Origin of the sequence: Sphaerisporangium aureirubrum (genome assembly GCF_042658925.1) — a bacterium.
Lineage (GTDB): Bacteria > Actinomycetota > Actinomycetes > Streptosporangiales > Streptosporangiaceae > Sphaerisporangium > Sphaerisporangium aureirubrum.
The window spans coordinates 1-9859 of record NZ_JBHSRF010000144.1 but is presented as its reverse complement, the minus strand read 5'-3'; the positions used below and the strand labels follow the sequence as shown (position 1 = coordinate 9859).

Genomic DNA, 9859 nt, shown 5'->3' with positions numbered 1-9859 from the left:
GTGGGGGCGGGGGGGTGGGGACCGGGAAGCGCTCGTCATAGGGGACTGCGTGCGGGGCTGTGACGGGTGATGGGTGGGGACCGGAAGCGTCGTCATGAGGGGCTGTGTACGGAGAGTGGTGGAGGTGGGGATTCAGGCGTGGGCGTGGGGGCCGGAAAGGGGTGGGGGGTGCCCGAATTGTGGCGACACGCTCGTTAAGAGGTGCGGGGTGGTGGCAATGTCAACGCGGACCGGATACGGTCCCTCCGTGAGCCCCGTCCGCAGCTGTTCCCGTACCGCCTGCAGGCAGCCTGCCGTCTTCACACTCACGTACGTCTACGCCGACTCGACCGCTGTGCTCGGCCCGCTGGCGACGTACGTCGAACCACACTGCTACGACCTCTGCGCGGACCATGCGGAGCGGCTTACGGCGCCCCGTGGGTGGGAGGTCGTGCGGCTGCCGTCGGAGGCGGGGCAACCCAGCACCGACGACCTCGAGGCGCTGGCCAACGCGGTGCGTGAGGCGGCGCGTCCGGCGCCGGCCTCGGGTGAGCCTGTGGGTCAGGGCGTCGAGGTCGGCAGACGCGGGCATCTTCGGGTGCTCAGGTCGGCGCAGCAGCAGAACGTGGAGCGGTGAGGAAGGGTCGGGCGGCCGGGGTGTGACGGCGGCGTCAAGGCCGCCGGGGCGGGTGATCCGGGCATGGTAAAACGCCCGAGGGAACGCAGTAGGCTCGGTGTCGAAACGGAGCCGACCTAGAGGCGGAGCGGTAGTGGGCGACCTCGCCAAGATCTTCAAGGCGTACGACATCCGTGGCGTCGTCCCGGCGGAGTTCGACGAGGCCACCGCCGAGGCCGTGGGCGCCGCCTTCGCCGAGGTGCTGGCAGCCTCCACGGTCGTGATCGCCCGGGACATGCGCGACTCCTCCGCCCCCCTCGCCGCCGCCTTCGCCCGCGGCGTGACGAGCCGCGGCGCCGACGTCGTCGACGCGGGCCTCGGCTCCACCGATCTTCTCTACTACGCCAGCGGCAGCCTCGGGCTACCGGGCGTGATGTTTACGGCCAGCCACAATCCGGCGCGCTACAACGGCATGAAGATGTGCCGGCCGGGCGCGGTGGCGATGAGCGCCGAGACCGGCCTGACCGCGATCCGCGACCGCACCGCCGAGATCCTCGCCGATGAAACGACGGGACGGGGTGACGCGACCCTCGCCGCGGGGACGACCGACCGGAACCGCGATCAGCCGGCAGGTCAGGGCCGTGCCGTCCCCGTCACGGCGGGGACGGTCACCAGGCGGGACCTGCTCGACGGGTACGCCGCCCACCTGCGAGGGCTGGTCGACCTGACCGGCTCGCGCACGCTGCGCGTGGTGGTGGACGCCGGGAACGGAATGGCCGGGCACACCGTGCCGCCGGTGCTGGACGGGCTTCCGCTGGAGGTCATCCCGCTGTTCTTCGAGCTGGACGGGAACTTCCCCAACCACGAGGCCAACCCCCTGGAGCCCGCCAATCTGCTGGACCTCCAGGCCGCCGTCGTGGACAAGGGCGCGGACCTCGGCCTGGCCTTCGACGGCGACGCCGACCGGTGCTGGGTGATCGACGAGCGCGGGCGGTCGGTGCCGCCGTCGGCGGTGACGGCCCTGGTGGCCGTGCGCGAACTGGCCAAGCACCCCGGCGCCCCGGTCATCCACAACCTGATCACCTCGCGGGCCGTGCCCGAGATCATCGCCGAGCACGGCGGTGTCCCGGTGCGCACCCGGGTCGGCCACTCGTACATCAAGGCCGAGATGGCCCGCACCGGCGCCGTATTCGGCGGCGAGCACTCCGCGCACTACTACTTCCGCGACTTCTGGTTCGCCGACTCGGGCATGCTGGCCGCGCTGCACGTGCTGGCCGCGCTCGGCGAGCAGGACATGCCGCTGTCGCACCTGATGGAACGTTTCTCCCGCTACGCCGCGTCCGGTGAGATCAACAGCGGGGTCGCCGACCAGACCGCCACCCTGGCCCGGATCCGGGCGGAGTACACCGGGCGCGACGGGGTGAGCGTGGACGAGCTGGACGGCCTTACGGTGTCCGGTCCGGACTGGTGGTTCAATCTTCGTCCGTCCAACACCGAGCCGCTCCTCCGGCTGAACGCCGAGGCGGCCGACGAACATCAGATGGCGGCGGTGCGGGACGAGGTGCTCGCCGCCGTGAGGAGCTGACCATGAAGATCGACGACTGGCTGCTCGACATCCTGGCCTGCCCGGCGTGCAAGTCGCCGTTGAACCCCGTGCCGGAGAGCGACGAGCTGGCCTGCACCTCGCAGACGTGCGGCCTGGTCTATCCCATCCGCGACGACATCCCGGTGCTTCTGGTCGACGAGGCTCGCCGGGCGTGATCTCCTTCGAGCCCGAGCGGCTGGACAACCCCGGGTACCTCGTCGAGGCCGACGCGTCGGGCATGCTGCCCGCCGTGGCGACCTCCGGGGCCCAGGTACGCGCGTCGCATCGCGCCGCGCTGGAGGCGGGGGTGGTCGCCCGGTTGTCCGGGGAGGGCCGGCCCCGGGCCATCGTGGTGGCGGGCATGGGCGGCTCGGCCATCGCCGGGGACGTGCTGGCCGCGTTGTGCGGGCCGGGGACGCCGATCCCGATCGTGACGGTGCGCGCGGACCGCCTGCCCGGCTGGGTGGGTGCGGCCGACATGCTGATCGCGGTGTCCGGCTCAGGACTCACCGAGGAGACCCTGGCCCTGGCGCTGGAGGCCGTGCGGCGGGGCTGCCGCCTGGTCACGGTGGGCCGCTCGGAGTCGCCGCTCGCGGCCATCGCCGAGCAGGCGTCCGCGCCCCATCTGCCGGTGGTGCCGGTGGCGGGGGCGGTCGGCCGGCCGAGGGCCAACCTGTGGGGCCTGGCCATGCCGCTGCTGGTGGCGGTGTCGGCGCTCGGGCTGGTCGACGTGAGCCCGCAGGTGGTCGAGTCCACGGCGCAGCGGCTGGAGGACATCGCGCACCGCTGCCGTCCGTCCAGCGACACGTTCATCAACCCGGGCAAGACGCTGGCCCTGGAGGTCGCCGGGTCGATCCCGATGATCTGGGGGGCGTCCCCGCTGGCGGCGGTGGGCGCGCACCGGCTGGCCTCCCAGCTCCACACGAACGCAAAATATCCCGCTATCTGGGGACAGCTCCCGGAAGCCGCGCACGACCTGGTGTCCGCCTTCGACGGCCCCCTCGCCGAGCGGGACATCTTCAGCGAGGAGTCCACTCCCGCGCTGCGCCTGTTCGCGCTGCGCGACACCGACGAGGACCCCCGGGCCGCCAAGCGGCGCACCCTGGCGGTCCGGCTGGCGGAGGACCGCGGCGTGCCGGTGAGCGAGATCACCGCCGAGGGTGAGCACCCGCTGGAGCGGCTGGCGTCCCTGATCGGCCTCGTCGACTACGGCAGCGTCTATCTGGCCATCGCATACGGCCTCGATCCCACCCCGGTGCGCGCGATCGCCGAGCTTAAGGCCAGGATTACCCAATAAGATTTCCACGACTCGCTGACCGGCGGGAACGTTTATCCGGACGATCACGGGCAAGCACTGACCAGCACGGACGAAGTGCTGAAAGTTGAGGAGCGACCAGCGGTGAGCGCGGGCGGCGGTACCAGAGCGATCCTCGCGGCGTTGGCCGCGAACCTGGCGATCGCCGTGGCCAAATTCGTGGCATTCATTTTCACGGGCTCCTCGTCGATGCTCGCCGAGTCGGTCCACTCGGTGGCCGACTCGGGCAACCAGGCGCTGCTGCTGCTCGGCGACCGCCGGTCCCGCAGGCGCGAGAACCGCAGGCACCCGTTCGGGTACGGCAGGGAGCGCTACTTCTACGCGTTCGTCGTCGCGGTCGTGCTGTTCACCATCGGCGCGGTGTTCTCGCTGTACGAGGGCATCGAGAAGATCGGCCACCCGCACAAGGTGGAGGCGCCGATCTGGGCCTTCGGCGTGCTGGTCTTCGCGATCGTGGCCGAGAGCTTCTCCTTCCGCACCGCGATCAAGGAGTCCCTGCTCGTCAAGGGGAACGTCTCCTGGGTCACGTTCATCCGGCGGGCCAAGGCCCCCGAGCTGCCCGTGGTGCTCCTGGAGGACCTCGGCGCGCTGCTCGGCCTGGTCTTCGCGCTGTTCGGCGTCACCATGGCCGTGGTCACCGGGAACGGCGTGTGGGACGGCGTCGGCACCCTCATGATCGGTGTGCTGCTCGCCATCATCGCGGTCATCCTGGCCCTGGAGACCAAGTCGCTGCTCATCGGCGAGAGCGCGACCCCCGAGGCCGAGGAGAAGATCTGCGCCGCGCTCGAGTCCGCGCCCGAGGTGGAGCGGGTCATCCACATGCGGACCCTCCACCTCGGCCCCGAGGAGCTCCTGGTCGCCGCCAAGATCGCCGTCCGGCACGACGACTCGGCCGCCGAGGTGGCGCGGGGCATCGACGAGGCCGAGCGCCGCATCCGCGAGGCCGTCCCCATCGCCAGGGTCATCTACATCGAGCCCGACCTTTACCGCGAGGACCGGGCCAAGACCCGCGACGCGGAGTCCGCGGCCACCTGACCCTCGCCGGCCCGGGCCGCCGGGCCTCGCTCCTCGGCGACCTGAGCACCTGGCGGGACGGGCGTCCGTGCCTGGGCCTCGCACGCACCCCCGGGGTCACCGGCCGCGCAGCAGGCGCAGGGCCTTCTCCTTCTCGAAGTCGAGGGCGCGGCGGGGGGCGTGGATGCGCCCGATGCGCAGGCCGAGGTCGCGCACGGCCTGCGCGACGGAGGGCTCGCTGAGCACGCGCAGGGCGAACGCCAGCTCGGCCGGCGAGACGTCGAACCGCCGTTCCAGCTCCATCGCCTGGCCGACGGCGGCCAGCTCGTCCGGGCCGAACCTCCGGTGCGAGCCCCGCTCCCGGGTGGGCGGCAGCAGGCCGAGCGCCTCCCGGTAACGGAGCATCCGGGGGGACAAACCGAGGTGTTTGGCGGCCTCTGTGATGCGCATGAGACCAATTCTTACATTCTTGTGTCAGGTTCGGGCCTCCAGGCGTGCGTCCGGCTAGGAACGCCTCGTAAACTCGCAGAGACGCACTTGATCCGGTTGAGGGGAAGACAGATGGACTTCAAGGTCGCCGACCTTGCACTGGCCGATTTCGGCCGCAAGGAGATCCAGCTCGCGGAGCACGAGATGCCGGGCCTGATGGCCATCCGCCGTGAGTACGCGAGTGCGCGTCCACTGAGCGGGGCCAAGATCATGGGCTCGCTCCACATGACCATCCAGACCGCGGTCCTCATCGAGACCCTGGTCGAGCTCGGCGCCGACGTGCGCTGGGTGAGCTGCAACATTTTCTCCACCCAGGACCACGCCGCCGCCGCCGTGGTGGTCGGCCCCCAGGGCACCGTCGAGGACCCCAAGGGCGTCCCGGTGTTCGCCTGGAAGGGCGAGACCCTGGAGGAGTACTGGTGGTGCACCGACCAGGCCCTCGCGTGGCCCGGCGGCGGTGGCCCCAACATGATCCTGGACGACGGCGGTGACGCCACCCTGCTCGTGCACAAGGGCGCCGAGTACGAGAAGGCCGGCGTCGTGCCGTCCGCCTCCGAGGGCGACTCCGAGGAGTGGAAGATCATCCTCGATCTCCTCCACCGCACCGTCACCTCCGAGAACCGCTGGACCCAGGTGGCCGAGGGCATCCGCGGCGTCACCGAGGAGACCACCACCGGCGTGCACCGCCTGTACGAGATGTTCAAGAGCGGCACCCTGCTGTTCCCGGCCATCAACGTCAACGACTCGGTGACCAAGTCGAAGTTCGACAACAAGTACGGCTGCCGCCACAGCGTGATCGACGGCCTCAACCGCGCCACCGACGTTCTGATCGGCGGCAAGGTCGCCGTCGTCTGCGGCTACGGCGACGTGGGCAAGGGCTGCGCCGACGCGCTGCGCGGCCAGGGCGCCCGGGTCATCGTCACCGAGATCGACCCGATCTGCGCGCTGCAGGCCGCCATGGACGGCTTCCAGGTGACCACGCTGGACGAGGTCGTCGGCATCGCCGACATCTTCGTCACCACCACCGGCAACTACGACATCATCACGGCCGACGACATGGGCCGGATGAAGCACCAGGCGATCGTCTCCAACATCGGCCACTTCGACAACGAGATCGACATGGCCGGTCTGGCGAAGGTGCCCGGCGTGGTGAAGACCGAGATCAAGCCGCAGGTCCACACCTGGACCTTCCCCGACGGCCACTCGATTCTCGTGCTCGCCGAGGGCCGCCTGATGAACCTCGGCTGCGCCACCGGCCACCCGAGCTTCGTGATGTCCAACTCGTTCACCAACCAGGTGATCGCGCAGATCGAGCTCTTCACCAAGACCGAGGAGTACCCGATCGGCGTCTACACCCTGCCCAAGCACCTGGACGAGAAGGTCGCGCGGCTCCACCTCGACGCGCTCGGCGTGAAGCTGACCAAGCTGAGCAAGGCGCAGGCGGAGTACATCGGCGTGGACGTCGAGGGCCCCTACAAGCCGGACCACTACCGCTACTGATCGACTCGGCCGCAGGGCCAATGAGGGTCCCCGTGCGCCGCACGGGGACCTTCGCACAACTGGGGGGCAATCGTGGACAAGGCGGACGCGTCGCTGGCCGAGGCGGGCGAGCGGCGGATCGACTGGGCGATGCGCTCCATGCCCGTCCTGCGGGCCCTCGGCGCGCGGTTCGGCGAGACCCGGCCGCTGGAGGGCCTGAAGATCGCCGCATGCCTGCACGTCACGGCCGAGACCGCCGTGGCCGTCGGTGTCCTGCGCGCGGGCGGGGCCGAGCTCGCGCTGGCCGCGTCCAACCCGCTGTCCACGCAGAACGACGTGGCGGCGGCGCTGCGGACGTACGGCATGGAGGTGTACGCGCGGGCCGGGGTGGACCGCGACACCTACTACCGCCACATCCACCAGGCGCTGGACATCGGGCCCGACATCGTGCTGGACGACGGCTGCGACCTCGTCAACACCCTGCACACCGAGCGCACCGAGCTGCTCAAGGGGGTCAGCGGCGGCTGCGAGGAGACCACGACCGGGGTGATCCGGCTGCGGCAGATGGCCGCCGAGCAGGCCCTGCGGTTCCCCGTGGTCGCCGTCAACGACACCCGCACCAAGCGGATGTTCGACAACCGGTACGGCACCGGGCAGTCGACGCTGGACGGCATCACGCGGGCCACCAACACGCTGCTGGCCGGCCGCACCGTCGTGGTCGCCGGGTTCGGCTACTGCGGGCGCGGCGTCGCCGAGCGGGCCCGCGGGCACGGCTCCCGGGTGGTGGTCACCGAGATCGACCCCGTCAAGGCGCTGGACGCCAGCCTTCAGGGCTACGAGGTGCGCACCATGGCGGAGGCCGCCGTCATCGGCGACCTGTTCATCACCGTCACCGGCAACCGCGACGTCATCAGGGGCGAACACTTCGTCGCGATGAAGGACGGCGCCATCCTGGCCAACGCCGGCCACTTCGACATCGAGATCGACGTCCGCGCCCTGGAGGGCATGGCCGACTCCGTCAACCTGGGCGTGCGCCCCTACACCGACGAGTACGTCCTGCCCGACGGCCGCCGCCTCCACCTGCTGGCCGAGGGCCGCCTGGTCAACCTCACCGCCGCCGAGGGCCACCCTGCCGCCGTCATGGACATGTCCTTCTCCGCGCAGGCGCTGGCCGTCGCCTGGCTCGCCGAGGAACGCGTCCGCCTGGCCCCCGGCGTCTACGACGTCCCCGGCGAGATCGACGCCGAGGTCGCCCGTCTCAAGCTGGCCGCCGCGGGCATCGGCATCGACACCCTGACGCCCGACCAGGCCGACTACCTGCGCTCCTGGCGCTTCGGCTCGTGATTGTCGTGATTCGCTGACAAACCCCAATCAAATCGGCATTACTTACGGGTCGCGCCTCCCCAACACTTCCATAACCACCCTCGACATCCCTCGTGCGGAGTGGGTTCCTGTCATTCATGACGCCCCCCGCTCCCCGGCCCGCCCCCTGCCGGACCCGCCACGCCCCGCTCCTGCCTCCCGGCACGCGGACCGGTGCATGGCGTTACTGCGGGTAACCAATCTGAAGGTCACCGTCCCGTCGGGGGGAGGGATGGTGGAGATCGTCCGGGGGGTGTCGTTCGGGGTCGCGGCGGGGCGGGCGCTGGCGGTGGTGGGGGAGACGGGCAGCGGGGCGGCGGCCTGCGTCCGGGCCCTGGTGGGGCTGCCGCCGGGCGCGCGGGTGTCCGGGGAGGCGATGTTCGACGGGACGGATCTCCTGGGGCTCGACGCGCGGAGCCTGCGGCGGATCCGGGGGGCGTCGATCGGGGTGCTGCCCGGCGGGGCCGGGGCGTCGTCCGGGAGGGCCGGGGCGTCGATAGGGATGCCGGCCGGGAGGGCCGGCGCGTCGATCCGGGTGCTGCCCGGCGGGGCCGGGGCGTCGATCGGCGTGCTGGACGGGGAAGCCGGGGCGCCGGCCGGGGGAGCCGGGCTCCATCCGCTGTACCGGGTCGGGACGCAGATCGGGTGGCTGATCCGCTCTCGTGATCGAGGGGTCGGCCGTGCCGAGGCCCGGCGGCGGGCGGTGGAGCTGCTCGGCCGGACCGGGGTGGACCATCCGGACCGGCGCGCCGGCGAATACCCTCACCAGCTCTCCGCCGGGACCCGGCGGCGCGTGATGATCGCGATGGCCCTCGCCCTGGGTCCCCGGCTGCTGATCGCCGAGGAACCCACGGCCGGGCTGGATCCCACCGTGGCGGCGGACATCCTCGACCAGGTTGACCGGTTGCGACGGGAATCCGGCGTCGCGCTGCTGCTCGCCACCCGCGACCTCGCGCTCGCGGCGCGGGCGGCCGACGAGATCGTGATGATGTACGCGGGCCGCATCGTGGAGCGCGCCGCCACGGACACGATCCGCCGCAACCCCCACCATCCCTACACCAAGGGCCTGCTGGAATCCCTCCCCGGCGCGCCCGCGCCGAGGCATCGCCCGCCCATCCCCGGCGAGCCCCCCGGCCCATCCGCCGTCCCGCCCGGCTGTCCCTTCCACCCCCGCTGCCACTACGCCATGCCGGTCTGCGCCGCCGAGCTTCCCCCGCTGGCCCGTGTGACCGGTGACGGCGACCACGCGTCCGCCTGCTGGCTCCCGCACGAGGCCAGGGGGCTCGGCGAGACCGCCGAGGCCCTCCGTCTCCACTTCTCCCGTCCAGACGCGGGGGGTGGGGGGCGGCCATAGGGTGGGGGCGTGTCGGATGTCGTGATCGGTGAGGCGGTCGTCGTCGAGGTGCGGGTGGCGCAGCTGCCCACCCGGGGGCTGGCGTTGCTCATTGACGGGGTTCTGCAAGGGCTCGCCATCTATGGGCTGGGATGGGTGTGGAGCCAGCTGGACTTCGTCACCGAGCAGGCGGTGGCGGTGGCGATCAGCATCCTGCTGAGCGCGCTGGTGCTGGTCGGGTACCCGGTGATCTGCGAGACGCTCACGCGAGGGCGCAGCCTGGGGAAACTGGTGTTCGGCCTGCGTGTGGTCAGCGACGACGGCGGGCCTGAACGCTTCCGGCAGGCCTTGTTCCGCGGCCTGGCCGGCGTGGTGGAGTTCTGGCTGCTGCTCGGAGCACCCGCCCTGATCAGCTCGCTGATCTCCGCGCAGGGAAAGCGCCTGGGCGACCTGTTCTCCGGAACGATCGTGATCTCCGAACGGGGCCCCCGCCAGGCCCCCCCACCCGAGATGCCGCCGCAACTGGCCGCATGGGCGACCACCCTGGAGCTGTCCCGCCTCCCCGAAGGCATCGCCGCCACGGCCCGCCAGTATCTCTCCCGCTGGCACCAGCTGGCCCCGATCGTCCGCCACGAAATGGGAATGCGCATTGCCACGGAGTTCGCCTCCTACGTCTCCCCCCCACCC

The 9859-nt window shown here is 71.4% G+C and carries 10 protein-coding genes; 9 read left to right on the top strand and 1 reads right to left on the bottom strand.

What is annotated here, in order from left to right:
- Positions 1-247: 247 nt before the first annotated feature.
- The 5 genes from ACFP1K_RS40320 to ACFP1K_RS40300 all read left to right on the top strand — a co-directional run bounded on the left by ACFP1K_RS40320 (position 248) and on the right by ACFP1K_RS40300 (position 4530).
- Positions 248-616 carry a DUF3499 domain-containing protein gene (locus tag ACFP1K_RS40320; RefSeq protein ID WP_380763736.1) on the top strand — a complete coding sequence of 123 codons (369 nt, stop codon included), beginning with the start codon at positions 248-250 and terminating at the stop codon, positions 614-616.
- A gap of 133 nt (positions 617-749) precedes the next feature.
- The gene (locus ACFP1K_RS40315) at positions 750-2180 is read left to right on the top strand and encodes a phosphomannomutase/phosphoglucomutase (RefSeq protein WP_380763734.1); all 1431 of its coding nucleotides are present in this window, start codon (positions 750-752) and stop codon (positions 2178-2180) included.
- A gap of 2 nt (positions 2181-2182) precedes the next feature.
- On the top strand, positions 2183-2356 hold the full coding sequence (locus ACFP1K_RS40310) for a Trm112 family protein (protein ID WP_380763732.1): 174 nt from the start codon (positions 2183-2185) through the stop codon (positions 2354-2356).
- Positions 2353-3477 carry an SIS domain-containing protein gene (locus tag ACFP1K_RS40305; RefSeq protein WP_380763730.1) on the top strand — a complete coding sequence of 375 codons (1125 nt, stop codon included), beginning with the start codon at positions 2353-2355 and terminating at the stop codon, positions 3475-3477. The genes ACFP1K_RS40310 and ACFP1K_RS40305 overlap by 4 nt, the downstream gene beginning before the upstream one ends.
- 102 nt (positions 3478-3579) lie before the next feature.
- On the top strand, positions 3580-4530 hold the full coding sequence (locus tag ACFP1K_RS40300; RefSeq protein ID WP_380763728.1) for a cation diffusion facilitator family transporter: 951 nt from the start codon (positions 3580-3582) through the stop codon (positions 4528-4530).
- A gap of 96 nt (positions 4531-4626) precedes the next feature.
- Here the strand turns inward: ACFP1K_RS40300 and ACFP1K_RS40295 are convergent, their stop codons facing one another.
- Complete coding sequence (locus ACFP1K_RS40295) at positions 4627-4959, bottom strand: MerR family DNA-binding transcriptional regulator (RefSeq protein ID WP_380763726.1); 333 nt, start codon at positions 4957-4959, stop codon at positions 4627-4629.
- Between the two features lie 111 nt (positions 4960-5070).
- Between ACFP1K_RS40295 and ahcY the strand changes: the two genes are divergently transcribed.
- From ahcY to ACFP1K_RS40275, 4 genes are all read left to right on the top strand, one after another.
- On the top strand, positions 5071-6498 hold the full coding sequence (ahcY, locus tag ACFP1K_RS40290; RefSeq protein ID WP_380763724.1) for an adenosylhomocysteinase: 1428 nt from the start codon (positions 5071-5073) through the stop codon (positions 6496-6498).
- A 69-nt stretch (positions 6499-6567) separates the two neighbouring features.
- The gene (locus tag ACFP1K_RS40285) at positions 6568-7821 is read left to right on the top strand and encodes an adenosylhomocysteinase (RefSeq protein ID WP_380763738.1); all 1254 of its coding nucleotides are present in this window, start codon (positions 6568-6570) and stop codon (positions 7819-7821) included.
- A 196-nt stretch (positions 7822-8017) separates the two neighbouring features.
- Positions 8018-9193, top strand: a complete 1176-nt coding sequence (locus ACFP1K_RS40280) for an ABC transporter ATP-binding protein (RefSeq protein ID WP_380763722.1) — start codon at positions 8018-8020, stop codon at positions 9191-9193.
- Between the two features lie 9 nt (positions 9194-9202).
- Positions 9203-9859, top strand: a 657-nt coding sequence (locus ACFP1K_RS40275; RefSeq protein ID WP_380763720.1) for an RDD family protein, incomplete at its 3' end; no start/stop codon positions are given.

What these genes read in the sequence shown, in the direction of transcription:
- ACFP1K_RS40310 (WP_380763732.1), top strand. Translation starts at nt 2,183, where the DNA reads ATGAAGATCGACGACTGGCTGCTCGACATCCTGGCCTGCCCGGCGTGC.
- ACFP1K_RS40295 (WP_380763726.1), bottom strand. Translation starts at nt 4,959, where the DNA reads ATGCGCATCACAGAGGCCGCCAAACACCTCGGTTTGTCCCCCCGGATG.
- ahcY (WP_380763724.1), top strand. Translation starts at nt 5,071, where the DNA reads ATGGACTTCAAGGTCGCCGACCTTGCACTGGCCGATTTCGGCCGCAAG.
- ACFP1K_RS40280 (WP_380763722.1), top strand. Translation starts at nt 8,018, where the DNA reads ATGGCGTTACTGCGGGTAACCAATCTGAAGGTCACCGTCCCGTCGGGG.